General features: G+C 71.9%; 7 protein-coding genes. 3 read left to right on the plus strand and 4 right to left on the minus strand.

The genetic code is table 11. The features are described from left to right. Nucleotides 1-144: 144 nt before the first annotated feature. Both IH61_RS49455 and pepN read left to right on the plus strand, forming a co-directional pair. Nucleotides 145-1,941 (plus strand): PQQ-binding-like beta-propeller repeat protein, encoded by a 1,797-nt coding sequence (locus tag IH61_RS49455; protein ID WP_031065480.1) that lies wholly within the window; start codon nt 145-147, stop codon nt 1,939-1,941. Between the two features lie 166 nt (nt 1,942-2,107). Further along, nucleotides 2,108-4,687, plus strand: coding sequence for an aminopeptidase N (gene pepN / locus IH61_RS0105020; RefSeq protein WP_031065481.1), 2,580 nt, complete (start codon nt 2,108-2,110; stop codon nt 4,685-4,687). Between the two features lie 79 nt (nt 4,688-4,766). On the opposite strand, the gene IH61_RS0105025 is transcribed toward pepN, so the two are convergent. The 4 genes from IH61_RS0105025 to IH61_RS0105040 all read right to left on the minus strand — a co-directional run bounded on the left by IH61_RS0105025 (nt 4,767) and on the right by IH61_RS0105040 (nt 14,532). Continuing rightward, on the minus strand, nt 4,767-4,994 hold the full coding sequence (locus IH61_RS0105025; protein WP_031065484.1) for a hypothetical protein: 228 nt from the start codon (nt 4,992-4,994) through the stop codon (nt 4,767-4,769). Between the two features lie 20 nt (nt 4,995-5,014). Beyond that, the gene (malQ, locus tag IH61_RS0105030) at nt 5,015-7,075 is read right to left on the minus strand and encodes a 4-alpha-glucanotransferase (RefSeq protein WP_031065487.1); all 2,061 of its coding nucleotides are present in this window, start codon (nt 7,073-7,075) and stop codon (nt 5,015-5,017) included. Nucleotides 7,076-7,276: 201 nt separating this feature from the next. Beyond that, nucleotides 7,277-7,759 carry a hypothetical protein gene (locus IH61_RS0105035; RefSeq protein ID WP_031065490.1) on the minus strand — a complete coding sequence of 161 codons (483 nt, stop codon included), beginning with the start codon at nt 7,757-7,759 and terminating at the stop codon, nt 7,277-7,279. Beyond that, nucleotides 7,753-14,532, minus strand: a complete 6,780-nt coding sequence (locus tag IH61_RS0105040; protein ID WP_051836269.1) for an RHS repeat domain-containing protein — start codon at nt 14,530-14,532, stop codon at nt 7,753-7,755. Before IH61_RS0105040 ends, IH61_RS0105035 begins: the two co-directional genes overlap by 7 nt. 349 nt (nt 14,533-14,881) lie before the next feature. Between IH61_RS0105040 and IH61_RS0105045 the strand changes: the two genes are divergently transcribed. Beyond that, the gene (locus tag IH61_RS0105045; RefSeq protein ID WP_031065497.1) at nt 14,882-18,637 is read left to right on the plus strand and encodes a ricin-type beta-trefoil lectin domain protein; all 3,756 of its coding nucleotides are present in this window, start codon (nt 14,882-14,884) and stop codon (nt 18,635-18,637) included. Nucleotides 18,638-18,854: the final 217 nt, after the last annotated feature.

Below are 18,854 nucleotides of genomic sequence, written 5' to 3' on the forward strand. Positions count from 1 at the left end.
GGGGAGGTGGGCCGGGACCGCCAGGAGGTGACCTGGCGATGGCCGAAAAGAACGCACCACTACCATGGTGCCCAATCTCACCCGTCCCGCTGGAACCAGGACGGTACCGGCAGGGGGACGAATCCAGACATGACGGGGAATCAGATGGCAGGGGATCAGCCCACGCCTGGCGCGGGGGACGCGCCCGGCAACGGCCCGCAGGACAATCGCGGCGTCTCGTTCGGCCGCCAGCCGGCCGGGGTCGACCCGGCCGCGGTCGCGGACCAGATGACGCAGCTGGACGGCGCCGCCGTCCCGGGCCAGGCCGCACCGGCCCAGCCGCCCGTACCGCCGGCCCAACCGCCGGCCCCGCCCGTGCAGCCGCCGGCCGGCGCCGAGTACGCGGCGTACGCGCCCACCGCGGCCGGCTTCCCCAGCCAGGCCCCGCCGCCGGCCGGCGCGCCCGTCGGCCCGTACGACCCGATGCCCGGCGGCTACGGCGCCCCGGACCCCAACCAGCAGGGCTACGGCGCCTACGGCTACCCGCAGCAGCAGCCCGGCTACGGCTTCCCCGGTGCGCCGGTGCCGCCCGCGCCGAAGCAGCGCAACCCGGTCATGCTCTGGGGCGGGATCATCGGCGGCGTGCTGGCCATCGCGATCGTGATCGGCCTCGTCGTCCTCTTCCAGAAGAAGGACGACCCGGACACCACCGCGGGCGGCACCACGGGCGGCAGCACCTCGGCGGGCACCAACGCGGGCACCAACGCGGGCCCCGCCAACAACAGCCCGACCACCGACACCAAGGGCGGCACCGGCGGCTCGTACGGCATCGCCTGGAACGCCGCCAAGGCCGCCAACTCCGACTCCAGCTCGCAGATGCTCGCGCTCTGGGGCACGGACAAGGTCGTCGTGCGCGTCGACAACACCGGCATCCGCGCCTTCAACACCTCCGACGGCAAGGACGCGTGGACCATCCCCGTGCCCTCCGGCGGCAAGGAGTTCTGCGCCGCCTCGTACGGGACCAACACCAAGAACCTCGGCGCCATCGCCGTCAACACCGGTGACTACGACTGCTCCACCGTCGGCGTCGTCGACGTGGCGCAGGGCAAGATCACCTGGACCGTCAAGGCCAACGCCGAGCGGCTCTCCTCCCCGACCCTCAGCATCACCGACAAGGTCGTCGCCTTCGCCGGCAACGCCGTCGGCGGGCTGAACATCGACAACGGCTCCCCGGTCTGGACGTACCAGCAGCGCGCCAAGATCTGCAGCGTCACCGCCCGTGCCGCCGGCGCGAACATCGCCATCAGCGACCGCTGCTACGACGACAACATCCAGAAGTCCCTGCTGCAGGTGGTCAACTCGGAGAACGGCTCGGCCGTCGGCGGCCAGATCCCGCTCTCCGGTTCGATCGAGCGGATCGACAAGGTCATCCAGGAGCAGCCGCTGGTGCTGCTGATGGCCAGCGGCCCGAACGGTGACTACATCCTGCCGTTCGACAAGGACTTCAAGCCGGGCAACCAGATGTCCACCAAGGAGCCGGGCTCCGACAGCCTGCGCCTGTCCGGCCGTTCCGACGCGTTCACCCAGAACGTCGTCAGCGGCACCACGATGTACGTCCAGGTCGGCGGCGGGAAGTCGGGCATCAACGCCTACGACCTGACCACCGGCAAGCGCCTCTGGTCCACCACCTCCTCGGGCTCGAGCAACGACATGCGGCTCGTCTCCGGCACCGACAAGCAGGGCAAGGTGCGCGCCATCGTCAGCCAGGGCTACAACAAGCCCGCCAAGCTCGTCACCCTCTCGCCCACCGACGGGTCGACCACCGACCTGGGGACGCTGGCCAGCGGCAACGGCATGGACATCGTGAGCATGGCCGAGTACGTGATCAGCGACGAGGGCAACTCGGTGTACGCCTTCCGCCGCTACAGCTCGGACGCGCCGGTCACGAAGTGGAAGAAGTGACGGCGGGGTTGTACCTCCCGGCGTGATCTGAGGGATTGACGAGGCGGGGCGGGTACGGGCTGGAGAGCCCGGGCCCGCCCCGCCTGCGATTATCCGGCCGACTCGCACGTTGGGCATGCGAGGATGCGGGGGATTCTCAGCATCAGCCGACGAAGGAGTGCAGCCAGTGCCCGGCACCAACCTGACCCGCGAGGAGGCCCGCGCCCGGGCCGAGCTCCTGCGCGTGGACTCGTACGACATCGACCTCGACCTGGGGTCGGCCCGCGAGGGAGGCACCTTCCGGTCCACCACCGTGGTCCGGTTCACCGCCACCACGCCCGGTGCGGACACCTTCATCGACCTCGTCGCCCCCGGCGTCGAGGAGATCACCCTCAACGGTGCCGCCCTCGACCCGGCGAGCTTCACCGACAGCCGCATCCCGCTGCCCGGCCTGGCGGCCGAGAACGAGCTGCGGGTCGTCGCGAACTGCGCCTACACCAACACCGGTGAGGGCCTGCACCGGTTCGTCGACCCCGTCGACGGCGAGACGTACCTGTACACCCAGTTCGAGGTGCCGGACGCCCGGCGGGTGTTCGCCAACTTCGAGCAGCCCGACCTCAAGGCGGCCTTCACCTTCACCGTGACGGCGCCCACGGGGTGGGTCGTGGTCTCCAACTCGCCGACTCCTGTGCCGGTTGGCCACGGGGACACCCAGGTCTGGACGTTCGAGCCGACCGGCCGGATCTCCACCTACATCACCGCGCTGATCGCCGGCCCGTACGTCGGCGTCTTCGACGCGTACGAGAACGGCGACCAGCGCGTGCCGCTCGGCGTCTACTGCCGGCCGTCGCTGCGTGAGTTCCTCGACGCCGAGGCCGTGTTCGAGGTCACCAAGCAGGGCTTCGACTACTTCCAGGAGAAGTTCGACTTCCCGTACCCGTTCGCGAAGTACGACCAGCTCTTCGTCCCGGAGTTCAACGCCGGTGCGATGGAGAACGCGGGTGCCGTCACCCTGCGCGACCAGTACGTGTTCCGCTCCAAGGTCACCGACGCCGCGTACGAGTCGCGCGCCGCGACGATCCTGCACGAGCTCGCCCACATGTGGTTCGGCGACCTCGTCACCATGGAGTGGTGGAACGACCTCTGGCTCAACGAGTCCTTCGCCACCTTCGCCGAGGCCGTCTGCCAGGCCGAGGCCCCCGGCTCGAAGTGGCCGCACTCCTGGACCACCTTCGCCAACCAGATGAAGACCTGGGCGTACCGGCAGGACCAGCTGCCCTCCACCCACCCGATCATGGCCGAGATCAACGACCTGGAGGACGTCCAGGTCAACTTCGACGGCATCACCTACGCCAAGGGCGCCTCAGTGCTCAAGCAGCTGGTGGCGTACGTCGGCCAGGACGCCTTCTTCCAGGGCGTGCGGGCGTACTTCAAGCGCCACGCCTGGGGCAACACGCGCCTGAGCGACCTGCTCGGGGCGCTGGAGGAGGCCAGCGGACGCGACCTCAAGTCCTGGTCGCGGGCCTGGCTGGAGACGGCGGGCATCAACGTGCTGCGCCCGTCCGTGGTGCTGAACACGGACGGTGAGATCGAGTCCTTCGCGGTGCTGCAGGAGGCTCCCGCGCTGCCCGCCGGGGCGAAGGGCGAGGCCGTGCTGCGGCCGCACCGGATCGCCATCGGCCTGTACGAGCTGGTGGACGGCGCGCTGGTGCGCGTGGAGCGGATCGAGCTGGACGTCGACGGGGCGCGCACCGAGGTGCCGCAGCTCGTCGGACGGCACCGGCCGGCCGTCGTGCTGCTGAACGACGACGACCTGTCGTACGCCAAGATCCGCCTCGACGAGGACTCGCTGGCCGTCGTCACCGAGCACCTCGGCGGCTTCACCGAGTCGCTGCCGCGCGCCCTGTGCTGGGCCTCCGCCTGGGACATGACCCGCGACGGCGAGCTCGCCGCCCGCGACTACCTCTCGCTCGCCCTCTCCGGACTCGGGCGGGAGACGGACATCGGCGTCGTCCAGTCCGTGCAGCGGCAGGTCAGGCTCGCGCTCGACGCGTACACCGACCCGGCGTGGCGGGAGACCGGGCTGCAGCAGTGGGCGGCCGCCGCCGAGGAGTTCCTGCGGGGCGCCGAGGCGGGCAGCGACCACCAGCTGGCCTGGGCCCGTACGCTCGCCTCCGTCGCGCGGACGGACGGGCAGCTCGGGCTGCTGGAGGGGCTGCTGGACGGGTCCGTCGAGCTCAAGGGCCTGGCCGTGGACACCGAGCTGCGCTGGACGCTGCTGGTGCGTCTGGCTGCTACCGGGCGGGCCGACGAGGCTGCCATCGCGGCCGAGCTGGAGCGGGACAACACGGCGGCGGGCCAGGAGCACGCGGCCACCTGCCGGGCGGCGCGGCCGACCGCGGAGGCCAAGGCGGAAGCCTGGGCCTCGGTGGTGGAGTCGGACGAGCTGACGAACTACGTGCAGGAGGCCGTGATCGTCGGCTTCCAGCAGTCGGACCAGCGGGAGCTGCTGGCGCCGTACGGGGCGAAGTACTTCGCGGCCGTGAAGGGCGTCTGGGAGACCCGCAGCCACGAGATCTCGCAGCAGATCATCGTGGGGCTGTACCCGGCGCTTCAGGTCACCCAGGAGACCCTCGACGCGACGGACGCGTGGCTGGCGGCGGCCGAGCCGGCGCCGGCGCTGCGGCGGCAGGTCGTCGAGTCGCGGGCCGGGATCGAGCGGGCGCTCAAGGCGCAGGCGGTGGACCGGGCGGCTGCTTCGGCCTGACGGACGCCTGAACGCCTGAAGGGGCGCCGGACGGCTTCGGCCGTTCGGCGCCCCTTCGGGCTTTGCTGCTTTTCGGGTACTACTTCTTCTTGCCCTTGCCGAGGGGCAGGGCCGCAAGGCCGGCGATGACCGCGAAGGCGACGAGCGGGATGAACACGTACAGGCCCAGGGTCTGGCCCACGCTCAGGCCCGAGCCCGGTTGGTCGCCGTCATCCCGGGTGAGGGCCATGGCGGGCGACGACAGCAGCATCATCAGCGTGACCGTTGCGGAGACCGCGCCGGCTCGCAAAGCGTTCCTCTTGTCCACCGTTCCAACTTACCCGGCACTTACGGGACGGCGCGCGTCGGGGTGGGGATGACGCTCATGGTCTCTGCGCTGGTGACCAGGCGTTCGAGGGTCACCGGGGTGCCCGTGGCGTCCGCGATGGGGAGACGCCAGTTCGGGTACTGGTCCCAGGTGCCCGGGAGGTTCTGCGGGCGCGGATCGCCGACCAGGTCCGGGAGCCAGACGCCGACCAGCTCGGCCGGGGTGCGGTGGAGGAAGGCGTAGAGGGCCTGCATGGTGAGGGACTCGCCGGGTTTCAGCAAGCCGAGGCGGGCCAGTTCCTCCTTCCACTCCGCGAGCTCGGCTGCCGCCTCCGCCTGCTCCTCGGCGAGCGGGCGGGCCAGCAGGCCCAGGCGGTGGCGCAGCTCCACGTGCTCGCCGGAGAGGCGGGCGGCGGTGCTGGGCAGGTCGTGGGTGGTGAGGGTGGCCAGGCATTCGGTGCGCCAGCCGTTCGGGGGGAGGATGGCGCCGCCCTGCTGCCAGTCGCGCTCGAACCAGAGGACGGAGGTGCCGAGGATGCCGCGCTCGTGGAGTTCCTCCCGTACACCGGGCTCGACGGTGCCCAGGTCCTCCCCGATAACGGCCGTACCGGCGCGGTGGGCCTCCAGCGCGAGGACGCCGAGCATCGCCTCCGCGTCGTAACGGACGTACGCGCCCTCGGTGGGGGCGTGCCCCTCCGGGACCCACCAGAGGCGGAACAGCCCCATCACGTGGTCGATCCGGATCGCACCCGCGTGACGGGCGGCGGCGCGGAGGAGTTCCGCGTACGGGGCGTAACCGGCTGCGGCGAGGGCGTCCGGGCGCCAGGGCGGCAGGCCCCAGTCCTGGCCGTGGGCGTTGAACGCGTCGGGCGGGGCTCCGGTCGAGATGCCGGCGGCGAGGACGTCCTGGAGCGCCCAGGCGTCGGCACCGTCGGGGTGGACGCCGACGGCGAGGTCGTGGATGAGCCCGACGGGCATGCCGGCGTCCTCTGCTGCCCGTTGCGCTTCTGCCAGCTGCTGATCAACCTGCCAGGCCAGCCAGCGGTGGAACTCGATGCTCTCCTCGAACTCCTTCTCCGCCTGCTCGATGTGCGAGCCCTCCGGGTGACGCAGGCCCTTCGGCCAGTGGCGCCAGTTCGTCCCGTGCACCTCGGCGAGCGCGTTCCAGAGCGCGTGGCGGCGCAACCACTCGCCCTCGCGCCGCTGGTACGCCTCGTACGCCGCCTGCCGCCCGGGCCCGCGCGGCACGTCGTGGAGGATCTCGAGCGCTTCGCGCTTCAACTCCCACACCGCATCACGATCGATCAACCCGTCATGCGCGAGGACCTCCCCCCTGAGCCGCCTCGCCCGTCCCTCCAACTCCTCCACCTGCTCCCGGCTCGCGTACGTCGCGTACGCGAACTCGGGAACCGCCTCGATCCTCAGGTGCACCGGATCCGCGAAGCGGCGCGAGGACGGCCGGTACGGGGAGGGGTCGGTGGGCGCGGCGGGCAGCGCCTGGTGCAACGGATTGATCTGCACGAACCCGGCGCCGAGTTCCGCCCCCGCCCACTGGACCAGCTCCGTGAGGTCCCCGAGGTCCCCCATCCCCCACGACCGCTCCGACAGCACGGAGTACAGCTGCGCCAGGAACCCCCAGCTCCTGCCCGGCAGTTGAGGCAGCCTCTCCGGCGCCACGATCAGCACCGCCTCGGCGCTGTCAGCCCTGAGCCTGTGCCGCCCCAACGGCAGATCCCCCGGCAACCAGTGCGCGTGCCCTCTCGGCAACTCCCAGACCCCGCCCCCCTCCAGCTCGATCCTCAGCCGCACCTCCGCCGGCACGTCCAACGCCGTCCGCCGCCCCTGCCGCACCACCACACACGGCGGCAGCAGCCGCCCCCGCTGCTCGGCCCGGTGACGCTCCAGCGCCTCCCGCACCTCCTCCGCCGACCCGGCCGCCACCCCCAGCGCCCCGAGCACCGCCACCAACGTCCGCGCCCCCACGCACCGCCCGTCCACCCCCGGATACCGCACATCCACCCCGTACGCCCGCGCCAACGCCACCAACTCCGGTGGAGGCGGCGGCGCATCCTCCGCCGGCACCGTCAGCCCACCAGCTCCGTCACGGTCGAGGTAAGCACCCACACACGGCTCCCGCGATCTCTCGGCAACACCCGATTCAGGACTCCCCAGTCCTACCCGCGTAACCGCCCCACCACGCTGCGCGACACGACGCCGCAAAGGAAGAGGGCCCGCTCCGCCGGTTTCGGCGGGGCGGGCCCTTCTCGTCGAGTCGGAGGGGGGTCAGCAGAGTTTGAGGGCGGCGGTGCGGAACTTGTCGGCGGGCAGGGTGGTGGTGCCGTCGTCGGTGAGGGTGAGGACTTCGCCGTCCTTGAGGGTGTGGAGGTCGGTGAGGGTGAAGGTGAACTCGGAGTTCTTGGTGTTGCCGAGGGCGGTGAAGGCGGTGTGGTACTTGGTGTCGGGTTTGAGGGCGGTGAGGCCGGAGTGGTAGGCGGTCCAGCCGGGGGGTGTGGTGAAGAGGGGGAAGCGGTCGAGGGTGCCGTGGGTGCCGTCGGAGGAGATGGACCAGTCGGCGGCCCGGTCGGTGGTGTCGTAGACCGAGACCGTCACGACCTGGCCCTTGGGGCAGAGGGGGACGACCACGGCGTAGCCGGCGCCGTCGCGTTGGAGGCCGACGGTGGCGGGGGCGGGGGCCGGGGAGCACCCGGTGGCCGCCAGGAGGAGCAGGGCGGCCACCGGGAGGAGGAGGTGGCGGCGGGTCAGCATGTCGGGAAACCGTACTGGTTGAAGGTCCAGTGGCAGTTCATGGCCTTCTTGAACGGGTCGGCGAGCTTGTCGCCGACCTTGCCGAAGAAGTCGCCGGTGTCGGACCTCGACCAGTACCAGGTCTGCTTCGGGTACTCCCCCTTCTCCGTCGGCGCCTCGTCGGCCTTGGAGGCGTCGAGGTAGCCGCCCCAGTACAGGTTGGCGCCCATCTCGAACTTGTTGAGCCGCGCCGGGTTCCCTCCGGTCTTGGCCTGCGAGATCAGGCTTTCGAGGGCGTAGTCCTCCAGGAAGTCCTTGGCGCTGCGGTACGAGGCCCACTGGGTCGAGTGCCTCGCCTCGTGGCCGAGCAGGTTGGAGCCGAACTTCTCGGAGTAGCCCTTGCCGCGCTTGGCGTCGAGGGCCGCGTTGTCGACGGTCTCGCGCTCCAGCTTCTTGTCGAGGTCGTCGTACCCGCGGGGGTAGAACAGGACGTCGCCGATGGTCATCGCCTGGTCGCCGCCGGGCGAGAAGCCGTAGCAGACGACCTGGAGTTCCCGGCGTTCGCAGCCCGAGCCCTTCGCCACCGCGATGCCCTGGGCCATGAGGTTCGCGCCGTTGTCGTTGTTCCCCTGGTGGAAGGGGTTCTTGTCGAGGAAGTCGCTGGGCTTCTGGCTGGCCCGGGGGATGATGACGCGGACGGGCTTCTCGTAGCCGGGCGAGTCCTTGCACCACTGGACGCCGCAGGGGCCTTCCTTCGCGGCCGAGCCGCTGCCGTTGCTCGCGGTGGTGGAGGACCTGGCGAGGGACAGGGCGCTCTCCCAGTAGGAGGCGGTCGCGGTGCCCTGGGCGCAGGCGAGGGTGGCGCAGAACCCGGCCGGCGGGTAGGTGGTGGAGTTGGACGCCGGCGGGTACCAGGGGTCCTCGGGGCCGCCGGGGCGGCGGCCGGTGGGGTCGGAGAGGTTGACCGGGTCGTTGTTGCTGTAGGCGTAGGCGTTCCACTGCTGCGGGTCGTTGTCCGAGAGCAGCGGGTCGGCGCTGATGAAGCGGGCGTGCTTGGGGTCGTACTCGCGGGCTCCGATCGAGGTGAGGCCCGTGTCGTCGTCCTGGGTGCCGCCGAGGTAGCCCTTGCTGCCCGCCCAGACGGAGGGCGCGGGCTGGGTGCCGCGGGCGACGCCGAAGGGGTCGGTGGGGCGGCGGGTGACGGTCTGGTCGGGGTCGCAGGAGATCTGGACGGCGTTGGTGCCGTGCGGGTCCGCGGCCTGGATGAAGAGTTTTCCGCCGCCGGGGGCGGTGACGCGGGTGAGGCTGAGGCCGCCGGGGGCGCCGATCCAGCGGACGTTGGTGGTGCCGCCGGTGCTGGTGGTGGTGTCGAGGGTGAGTTCGTCGGTGGTGAGGCTCAGCGTGGTCCTGCCGGGGCTGCGGCGGATCAGCTGGTTGCCGTCCGCGTCGTAGAGGTAGGTGGTGGTGTTCGGGCCGGCGGTGGTGGAGGCGAGCTTGCCCTCGCTGTTCCAGCCGTAGCCGGTGGTGCCGTTCGGGTCGGTGACGGCGGTGGTGTTGCCGCGGGCGTCGTAGCGGAAGCTGGTGGTGCTGGTGCCGGCGGCCGAGGTGGTGGTGGAGCTGAGCAGGGCGTGGGGGCCGCCGGTGCCCTGGCCGTTGCTCGCGGCGTTGACGGTGTTGACGGTGTTGACGGTGCCGGCGGCGCCGAAGGTCTGCGTCGTGGTGACGTCGTTGGCGGTGACGCCGTTGACGTCGTGCGTGGTCAGGCTGGTGCGGTTGCCGGTGCCGTCGTAGCCGTAGCTCTGCCAGTACGGGGCGGGGCCGCCGACGCTGGGGGTGCCGGGGCCGGTGGTGGCGGGGCCGGTGGCGTTGGTGCAGCCGCCGACGCCGGGGACGGTGGTGGAGCTTCCGGTGCCGTGCTTGCCGCCGGCGCTGTCCGTCCAGTCGGCGGTGGTGCTGGTGCCGCCGGTGTCGGTCCAGGCGTTGGTGAGCCGGCCGAGGTGGTCGTACGTGTAGCACTGGGTGTCGGTGCTGCGGGCGTCCTGGAGGTCGGTCACGGAGGTGATCCGGCCGGACGGGGTGTAGGTGTAGCTGGTCCTGTCGACCGACACGGTGCCGCTCTGCTTGTCCAGGTAGGAGTTGACGACCCGTCCGGTGGCCCAGTCCCACTCCTGGGTGCCGACGACCTGGTAGCCGAGGTCGCCGGCGGTGGTGCGGACCGGGCGGCCCATCGCGTCGTAGGAGACCGCCTGGACGAGGGTCTGGTCGGCCCCGCTCATCATGCCGGTGAGCAGGCCCGTGTCGGTGTACGAGTAGCTGATGCTCTCGGCGGGCAGGCCCCCGGCGGCGGGCAGGTCCTGGCCGGTCAGGGCTCCGGTGTGGGTCTGGTAGGTGTTGCGGGTGGTGTAGGTGCCGGCCAGTGCGCCCTCGGCGGCCGGGACGGTGATGCTGCTGCCGAGCGGGCGGTACATGACGTCGTAGCCGGTCGCGGCCTTGGTGTAGGCGGCGCCGTCCTTCCCGCCGACGTAGCGGGTGGACGAGGTCTGCCGACCCTTGGCGAGGGTGTCGTACGTCCAGGAGGCGAGCAGGTTGGCGGGCGCGACGGCGCCCTGGTACTGGGCGGTCCGGCGGCCGAGGAGGTCGTAGGTCGTGCTGAGGACGGCGCCGGCGGCGTCGGTGGTGCGGTCGATCCGGGAGTCGGCGTCGAAGTGCACGGTGCTGGTGCCGACGTCGGGGTCGGTGGTGGAGACCTGGCGGTCGCGCTGGTCGTAGCGGTACGTCCAGGCGTTGCCGGCCTGGTCGGTGCGGGTGGCCAGCCGACCGGACGGGGTGTAGCCGTACGTGGTGACCTCGGCGTCGGCCGGGTTGCCGGTGGGCACGTCCGTGCGGTACTGCCACAGGGCGGTGGTGCGGCCGCGGGCGTCGGTGATCCGGGTGCTGGGGCGGGATCCGGCGGGCGGGGTGACGTCGATCCGGCCGGGGGCCGGGTAGGCGGTGGTGGTCGCCCACTGGAGGTTGGCGTAGGAGCGGAACTCGGCGCGGACCGGGCGGCCGAGGCCGTCGTAGCTGGTCCAGGTCTGGGCGGGCACCTGGGAGTCGTTGCCGGGCACGAAGATCGAGCGGTTCGGCAGGCTCTTCTCCTCGTAGTACTCGCCGGAGGTCTTCACCGTCCAGCCGTGCGAGTCGTAGGCGACGTCCGTGATCAGGCGGCCGTTGGGCAGCGCGGAGGAGGTCCGCTGGGTCTGGCGGAGGCGGCCGAGGCCGTCGTACAGCTCGGTCTTGGAGGAGTACGTCTGGTCGTTGGCCTGGAGCCACTCGGTGAGGATGCCGGAGGGGGCGGTGGTGCCGTTGACGAAGTAGGTGAACCGCTGGCTGGGGTTGCGGTCGGTCGGCTGGTCGGGCGCCCAGACGGCGGTGAGGCGGCCGAGGCCGTCGTACTGCCAGGTGATGGCGCGGCCGTTCTCGTCGGTGGAGACCAGCGGCTGGCCCCGGCCCGGGTCCTGGGTGACGGTGTCGGTCCAGCCGTCGCCGAACGGGCCGGTGGTGGCCACCGAGGTGGGGACGGCGCCGGTGGCCGGGGTGAAGGCGATCCGGGTGGTGCCCGGGGTGGTGGTGGCCTGGCCGGTCGCGTTGCCCGCGGCGTCGTAGGCGGAGCCGTCCGCGGTGGTGGTGGCGACGACGCGGCCGTAGGCGTCGAAGCCGGAGCCGCCGGTGTTGACGTAGACGGGGTTGCCGCCGTCGTAGCGGTCGAGGGCGAGCGAGGAGGTGGCGTCGCCGGTGTCGCCGGCCTGGCCGTAGGGCTTGCCGTCGAAGAGGGTGCGGACCTCGGAGAGGGTGGTGCCGGGGCCGGCCGGGGTGGTGCAGGGGCCGGACAGGGTGCGCTTGGCGGAGACCAGGGTCAGCAGGTTGGGCCGGGTGCTCTTCGCGTACTCGTGGACGGTGCAGACCTCGGGGGTGGCGGCGGTGCCGTCGCCCAGGTCGTCCACGCGGACGGTGCGGTTGCCCTTGGCCGGGTCGGTGGTGCTGACGGTGGTGGAGGTGCGCCAGGTGTCGGGGCCGGTCCGGTCCTTGGTGACGGTGGTGACGGTGGCGGCGGGGAAGCGGGCGACGAGGTCGGGCATGCCGCCGCTCTGCTGGTGGGTGGCGGTGGACTGCTGGCCGGAGGAGACCGCGCCCTTGATCCCCTGGACGGTGCCGCCGGCCCGGTCGTAGACCTCGGTGGCGACGATGTTGCCCGCCAGCCAGTCGCTGTCGGTGACGGTGCCGCCGAGCGGGCCGGCCACCTGGACGGAGCGCCTGCTCCCGTCGGCGAGGACGTCGCCGTCCATGCCGCGCAGGTAGGTGGTCCTGGACTGGGTCTTCGGGGCCTCGCCGTCGAAGGCGCTGCCGGTGGTGGTGGTGACGGACTGGAAGCCGCGGAACTGGTCCCAGGTGCGCAGCTTGGGGTCGGCGAACTCGGCGTCGTTGCGGTGCCAGGCGGCGCCGCCGTCGTAGGTGTAGGCGGTGGTCTTGACGAGGGTCAGGCCGGTGACGGTGTCCTGTTCGGTGACGCTCCTGACCATCGGCTTGTCGAACCAGTCGTCGACCGGCTCGACGGTGCCGGCCTTGTACCACTTGACCGGCTGGCAGGCCATGGAGTTGCTGTCCGGGCCCGCCGGCATCCGGCCGGCGACGCGGGAGCAGGCGGCGGTGGTGTAGTCGACGACGATCCGGCCGCCGGTCTCGGTGTTGATCTGCGAGATGCGCGGACGGACGAACTTGGGCGCGGCGGGCACGAGGCCGTCGACGCGGTTGGCGATGGGCATCGCGCTGAAGGAGACGGCGGGGATCGGGGTGTCGCCGCGGCCGTTGTTGCCGGTGCGGGTGATGGAGTCGAGCCAGAGGGTCTTGGCGGTGCCGTCGCCCGGGTCGTAGAAGGACTGGTTGAGGTTCCAGGTGTCCACGGTGACCGGGGAGTTGCCGTTCCGGGCGTCCAGGACGCCCGTGGCGATCGAGGTCAGCCGCTTGGTGGAGAAGAAGGTCGGGCTGTTGTTGGTGCAGGTGCCGCTGCCCGCGCAGATCTGGTCGATCGGGACGTCCGGCCAGTTGGTGGCGTTGGCGCTGGTGCGCCGGCTCTCGTCGCAGGTGAAGGTGTCGGTGGGGACGCAGCGCTCGGCGGTCCTGAACTCGACCGAGGAGGGCGGGGGGAGCGTGCCCTTGGCGGCCTGCTGCTCGGGCAGCCGGCGGCCGTAGCCGATGGTCAGCAGGCGGCCGGCGCGCTGGTACTTCTCGAGGGTGCCGCCGCCCTTGTTCTGGCCTCCGCCGCGGTTGTAGTAGTTGTCCTCGGCCGCGTAGCGGTAGGTGACCAGGTTCTGGTGGGTGTCGACGACGTAGTCGAGCTGCCAGCGCCAGGGCAGGGTGCACCAGGAGGCCGCGCCCTTGGACTGGTCGTAGCAGGGGTCGGCGCTGTTCGGGGAGTAGACGGGGACGCCGAGGGTGGAGCCGGAGGCCGGGTCGCTGTTGTCGCCGCCGGGCAGGTGGCCCAGGCCGAAGTAGTACTGGACGCCGTCGGTGGTGGTGACGCGCCAGTGCTCGCCGCCGCGCTGGCCGTTCTGGGCGCCGGAGAGCTGCTCGATCGTGGAGCCGTCGTCGCTCTGGAGATGCCAGACGCCGCTCTTGTCGTCGCGCACCAGGGTGCCGGAGTGGCCGCCGAGGGCGAGGGTGGCGTTCTGGCCGCCCCAGCAGAGGTCGCCGGAGCCGGCGATGCCGGACTTGTCGCAGGACTTGTAGGAGCGCTCGATGTAGCCGGGCTCGTAGCCCCAGCCGTCGCCGATCCAGGAGGACTGGGAGTTGGTGGCGGAGGTGCGGCCGTCGACGGCGGCGGAGTTGTACGCGAGGGCGACGGTCGGGGCGGTGCCGCCGACGCTCGGGGGCAGGGAGATCGGGTAGCTGTAGCCGAAGCCGCCGGTGTTGCTGCCGGAGGTCCAGGCCATGGACGGCGCGAGCGGGGTGGCCGCGTAGCTGCCGCCGGAGCCGTTGGGGCTGGTGACGGCGGCGAGGACCATCGTGCCGCCGGCGGCGGGTGAATCGGCGGGCGCGGAGAGGGACTTGGCGGTGCCCGAGGGCTTGCCGGCCGCCGTCTCGGCCCAGGCCGCGGGGAGGGTGACGTCGGCGGTGATGCTGGCGTGCTGCGGGTCCGCGACGGTGGGCAGTTCGGTGCGGGTGCGGCACTCGGCCCTGTCGGGGGTGGTCAGGGCGCAGCCGGGCAGGGCGACGACGTGGACGCGGTCGCTCCAGGCGCCGGCGCGCAGGCCCTCGAGGTCGAGGGTGACCTTGGCCTGGCGGCCGCCGCGGGCGTCGGGCTGCTGGGCGTCGGCGAGGGTGATCAGCGGGGCGTCGACGCCGGCGGCGCGGCCCTTGTCCTCCGGGGTGACCTCGACGGAGACCTCGCGGGCTCCGAGTCCGGCGCCGTCCTCGGGCTGGAGGGCGACGGGCAGGTCCCCGGCGCGGGCGGGGGTGTCGCCGCCGGAGGCCGGGGCGGCGCCGCCGGTGGCCTTGCGGGCGGCGGCGGCGTTGGGGCCGTCGATGCCGAGGGCGACCTTGGCCTTGCCCGGCTTGAGCGGGGGGACGGGGGTCGGGGCGGCGGCGGGCCCTCCGGGGGCCGGGGGCATCTTCTCGGGGACGAGGTCGTGTCCGGCGACGGACTTGGTGCCGACGCCCAGCGGGGTGTCGGGCGGCGTCCAGATCCTGCCCTTCCTGGGCGTCGAGTGGGCCCAGGCGTCGGTCGGCGGGGTGGCGAGCGGGCTCGCCAGGATCACCGCCGCCGCAGCGACGGCGAACCAGCGCCGACCTGTTAGTGGCCGGCGCGCGGCCGCTCTGCCGACATGGCGTATCCCCACGACTCCCCCTGCTTCGGACGCGGCGTCAGATGGACGCCTGGGCACAGTGCGTGGACGACCATAGGAGTAACTTCCGTCCCGTACATAGCCTTACCCACGAGTAACAAGCCGTACCGAAATCACTTTTCGGAAAAGCCCTGAGGATCAATCAGGACATGTGCCGACAAGAAGAATCCGGCTTGACCAGCCCGGCGTTCATGAGCATCGTTCCCATCCGAACGTCCGCCAGCGGGGCGGCCATTTCCCGGGGGGAGCCCCCACCAAGACCATGCGAAACATCGTCAAGACACCGAAAAGAACCCGAATTCGCCGAGCAGTACCGAAACGTCCGCTGCTTGAACGAGGACGGCGAGCGGCCCTTCCGGTCGCCGCCGCCCTGTGCCTCGCACTGGTCGGCGCGATACCGAACGCCCACGCCGCGGACGCCCCGCCGGCCGGCTCGCACACCCAGGGTTCCGTCCCGCCGATCAGCGGCTCGCCGAACGTCGAACCCACCAAGGAGCAGCGCTCCTACCGGGACGCCCTGGCGAAGGCCAAGGCCACCGGCAAGCCCGTGGTCGTGGAGGCGTGGACCACCGAGACCTCGCAGACCGTCGTCAACCCCAACGGGCGGCTGAGCACCACCGACTCCGCCCGGTCCGTCCGGGCGAAGGTCAAGGACGCGTGGGCCGCACTGGACCCGACCCTGCGCCGCAACGCCGACGGCACCCTCGCCCCGGCCGTGTCGGGCACCGCCCTGACGCTCTCCGGCGGCGGCACCGGCCCGATGGCCGTGCTGACCACGCCGGACGGCAAGAGGCTCTCCGTCACCGCCCCGTTCACCCTGCCCGCGCCCACGCTGAACGGCGACACCGCGACGTACCCGGGCGTGCTGCCGGACGTCGACCTCCAGGTCACGGCGCTGCCGGCCGGGGGCTGGCGCAACGTGCTGGTCGTCCGTACGGCGGCCGCCGCCGCGCGGCCCGAACTCAAGTCCCTGGTGTTCCGCACCGGCGCCGAGGGCCTGACCGTCAAGGCCGACGCCGCGGGCAACATCACCGCCGAGGACGACAAGGGCCAGGCGCGCTTCAACGCGCCCACCCCGCTGCAGTGGGACTCCTCCACCGCCCCGGCGCCCGGCGTCAAGGCCGCGGCGAAGGCGGCCCAGGCGGCCGGCGACACCGCGGCGGCCGACCAGGGCGGCGCCTCCACCCCGCAGGCCCCCGGCGACCACGCGGCGGTCGCGCCGATGGGCGTCAAGATCGGCGCCGGCACCATCGAACTCACCCCGGACGCCGGGACGTTCGGCAAGGGCACCGGCCCCTGGTACCTGGACCCGACCGTCGCGGCCACCAGCACCGCGCAGGGCTCGGTGGAGGTCCAGGAGAACCACCCGGACACCAGGAACTACAACACCATCTCCGACCCGGCCACCGGCTTCTGCGGCTTCAGCGACTGCAACCCCAAGAAGCGCCAGCGCGCCTACTTCAAGATCGGCCTCAACCCGGCGCTCTCCACCAAGCCGGACGGCGCGCCGTACCCGCCGACCGTCTACGGCTCGACGCTGAACCTGAACGTCAGCTGGGCGGCCAACAGTTCGCAGCCCACACCGTTCGGCGCCTACTGGGCCGACAACAGCGACATCGGCACCTGGACCGACTGGTGGCACCAGCCCTGCGGCACCTCCGGCCGCCTGGACGGCTGCACCTGGATCGGCGGGAACGGCTCGTTCACCGGCTACGGCACGATGAACCTCGACGTCTCCTGGGGCGTGCAGCAGGCGGTGGCCCGCGGCCGCGGCCAGATGATCATCGGCATCGCCCCGGACGACGAGTACAACATGATGTACCGGCACCGGTTCTCCAACAACCCGTCCATCACCACCGACTACGACCTGACGCCGAGCATCTGGTACCCGCGCACGATGCCGACGCCGGGCTTCGCGAGCAACAACCAGAACTTCGACTGCACCAGCGGCGGCGCCCACGCCTGGGACAACGCGCCCTGGATCGGCAACAACAAGAGCATCCAGCTCGCCGTCAACAGCTGGTCCCCCACCGGGTTCAACCTCTACACCGGCTTCCACGTCTGGGACGACAACGACAGCAACTGGAGCTCCCTGCCGGGCGGTTCGGGCGGCAGCTACAACGCGCCCTACGTCGTGGACCTGGGCAGCCTGGCCGACGGCCACCAGTACGGCTGGAACGCCCAGGTGACCGACGGCACCACCACCTCGGACTCCAGCGCCTGGTGCTACTTCCGCGTCGACCGGACCTCGCCGCAGGTGAGCATCACCTCGACCGACTTCCCGCCGGCCGGCACGCCCAACGACAACCCGACCGCCTACTCCGACACCAACGCCTGGTTCACCCTGAACGGCACCGACCCGGCGCCCGGCAACGGCCTCAACGCCTCGGGCCTGGCCTGCTTCCGCGTCAGCACCTCCTCGACGCCCGTCACCGGCTGGCGCTGCGGCGACCCCGGCACGGTGATGGCGGACGGCAACGGCAACGCCAACTTCCAGCACGTCGCGGGCAACTGGGGCACCAACATCGTCTACGCCCAGGCCCAGGACAACGCGGGCAACTACAGCCAGCCCGCCTCCTACGCCTACTACGCCCCGTGGCGCCCGGGCACCCTGCCGGTCTTCGGCGACGTGGACGGCGACCGCAACCCCGACATCCTGCGCCCGGACGGCGCCGGCAACCTCAACGCGATCGGCGCCAACCTCGACCCGACCCGCACCAGCTCGGCCGTCGCCGCCAGCGCCCCGGGCAACGACCAGAACCACCACCCGACCTGGAACGACTACCTGATCACCCACCGGGGCGCCCTGGTCAAGGGCACGCTGGTCGACCAGATCATCGCCCACAACACCAAGGACCCGGACCTCAGGAAGCTGCTCAGCCTGGTCTACAACGACGGCTCCGGGCACTTCGACCGGCTGGTCTCCTCCTCGCTCAAGCGCCCGAGCCAGTGCGTGCTGACGCTCGGCGGCCCGCCCGTCGCCTGCTCCACCGTGCCGGACTACGCCCCCGACTGGTCCGCCGTGGACCAGCTGGTCGCGCTCGGCACCCCCGAGGGCGAGGCCACCTCCCCCGGCACCAACGGCGCCACGCTCCAGGCCACCCGCACCTCGCTGCTGACGGTGGAGAACCACCGGCTCTGGCTCTTCCGCCCCGGCGGCGTCAACGGGCTCAGCGACGTCGCCCAGCTCATCCCGACCACCCCGGGCACCGGCGACTGGGCGGAGTACGACCTGATCAACCCGGGCCCGGCCAACGGCCCCACCAAGATCAGCGAGACCGTCTCCTACCGCCAGGCGACCCTGTGGGCCCGCCACCGCGACACCGGCAAGGTCCTCGCGTACGGCCTCTCGGGCGCCGTCGACGCCACCAGCGGCCTGTTCGCCGTGGACTACAGCGCCTTCACCAACCCCAACGGGGGCCGGCTGATCCTCGACGGCAGCGGCACCACCGCCGCCAACTACCCGTACGTCGGCTCCTCCGGCGACCTCAACGGCGACGGACTGGCCGACCTGTGGACCATCGCCAACGACGGCCAGATGCACGTCTGGCGCGGCACCGGCGGCGGAGCCCCGGGCTGGGTCAACGGCTTCAACCAGGGCGAGCCCATGGGCAAGGTCACCGCCGCCGTCTCGATCCGATCGGTCTCCGCCACCGGCAGCTGCCTCGACGCCTCCGGCGGCGCGCACCCGGGCGCGACCATCGCCTTCTGGGGCTGCTGGGACAGCCAGAACCAGCGGTTCAACTTCTCCACGGACGGCACCGTGCGCAACAGCGGCTACTGCCTCTCCACCCTTGGCAACGCGCTGACCTCGGGCACGGGCCTGGAGATGCAGCCCTGCGCCGGGCTGGACGGCCAGAAGTGGGCGGTGCGCGGGGACGGCACCCTGCGCAACACCGTCGCGGACCTGTGCGTGGACCTGCCCGGGGGCGCCACCGGGAACGGCACCCAGCCGATCCTGTACGCCTGCGCCGGCGGGCCCAACCAGCGCTGGGTGCTCAACCCCGAGAGGGCGTGAGCGGCCTGACGCACGACCTGCCGTGACCCCGCGCTGAAGGGTCGTGAACTGCCGCGGGCGCCGTCGTCCGGAACCTCCGGACGGCGGCGCCCGCTCTGTCGTGGGCACGCCTCGACATACGGATAAATCCGGCAAACCCGCCATAGCCGTCGACGGCGTTGACACCGGGTCGGGTAGCTGGTGGGGTTGCGGACGAAGCGGTCCAGGCCAGCGAGGA

This window comes from Streptomyces sp. NRRL WC-3742, from assembly GCF_000720635.1.
GTDB lineage: Bacteria > Actinomycetota > Actinomycetes > Streptomycetales > Streptomycetaceae > Kitasatospora.

What these genes read in the sequence shown, in the direction of transcription:
- IH61_RS0105045 (WP_031065497.1), top strand. Translation starts at nt 14,882, where the DNA reads ATGCGAAACATCGTCAAGACACCGAAAAGAACCCGAATTCGCCGAGCA.
- IH61_RS49455 (WP_031065480.1), top strand. Translation starts at nt 145, where the DNA reads ATGGCAGGGGATCAGCCCACGCCTGGCGCGGGGGACGCGCCCGGCAAC.
- IH61_RS0105035 (WP_031065490.1), bottom strand. Translation starts at nt 7,759, where the DNA reads ATGCTGACCCGCCGCCACCTCCTCCTCCCGGTGGCCGCCCTGCTCCTC.